Below are 1,185 nucleotides of genomic sequence, written 5' to 3'. Positions count from 1 at the left end.
CATCTTTATTTTTACTTTTTATCCATAACCCTTCAAACAGCTCTTCTTTTCCCTTAAACAGGCATTTGAGGGTGGAAACCATTAAGGATTTTCCAAATCTTCTGGGGCGGGAGAGAAAAAAATATTTTCCATCGCTTATCATTTGGCAGATATGTCTTGTCTTATCCACATAGATATCACCATTGCGTCTTATGTTTTCAAAGGAAGAGTTGCCAGTAGGAAGTGTAGGAAGTTTTTTCATGAATTAATCCTTTCGGCTTTTGTACTCAAAATCAACATCTTATTGAATTTTCAGCAGTTATTGCATTAGTCTGAATCATGATAACCAGGATGAAAAGGATGTTCAGGATTGATAATCCTGCCTTATCCTGTTAATCCTGGGTATCCTGATTCAGACAGAATTGACAAGGCTCAAAAGGTCACAGGTGTCGTCTTCTTTCAACAGAGCTTAAAACAACTCATGCTTCCAATCCAATATATTACGGGTTTCAATGTCAAAATTGATTCCCATTAAATGGATTGTTTTTCCCTGTTGCAGATATGAATCAGCATAATTTTTACTTCTGATCTGTCTGATTGCTTCAGCACTGCTGCGGCCGCATTTAAACTCAATGATATAAACCTTATCCTTAAACTCCACCACCATGTCTATTCTGCCTTTGCAGGTGAGAACCTCACTGTGTGACTTTGCTCCTGATGCTGAAACCATAAGATAGAATATGGTGTGAAAATATGCCTCATCTCTGTGGCTCTCAAGGATGTTCGGGATTGATGCATAAACCGATTTAATTGTCTCTACGAATGCTTCAATATCATCCATGCGGAGATATTTTGAAAGCAGAATGAACCTTGCACAATCAGTGGCGCCCTCTGTATAGGAATAGAACATATTTTCAATAAATGCTGTCTTTACCTCACGATTTGGATAATCAAAGGTATAGAGCTCTTCATCAACATCCTTGATGGTAATGTATCCTGCCTGGAAAAGGAGTGCCTCAATATAAAGTGTCTCAAGATCATATACACTGAATATGGCAAGGGTTGATTTCAGGTTCTCAATTTCAGGGGGATACCATTCTTTTTCCTTTATAAGATTTATTAAAAAAGAGGGCGTCCCGGTGGCAAACCAATAGGGTTTTAAAGCCTGTTCACCAAAGGCTCTGAGCACTGAAAACGGGTTATAAA

General features: G+C 38.3%; 2 protein-coding genes. Both read right to left on the bottom strand.

Going from position 1 to position 1,185, the window contains the following annotated elements:
• The coding region (locus MTBBW1_RS00750) for an AAA family ATPase (protein ID WP_186441008.1) at positions 1–241 on the bottom strand (241 nt) is incomplete at its 3' end.
• 207 nt (positions 242–448) lie between these two features.
• Positions 449–1,185 (bottom strand): PD-(D/E)XK nuclease domain-containing protein (locus MTBBW1_RS00745; protein ID WP_186441007.1); only part of this gene is annotated, 737 nt, incomplete at its 5' end.

Origin of the sequence: Desulfamplus magnetovallimortis (genome assembly GCF_900170035.1) — a bacterium.
In the GTDB taxonomy this organism is placed as follows: domain Bacteria; phylum Desulfobacterota; class Desulfobacteria; order Desulfobacterales; family Desulfobacteraceae; genus Desulfamplus; species Desulfamplus magnetovallimortis.
The sequence above is the reverse complement of the archived record's forward strand: the minus strand, read 5'-3'. Positions and strand labels throughout refer to the sequence as shown.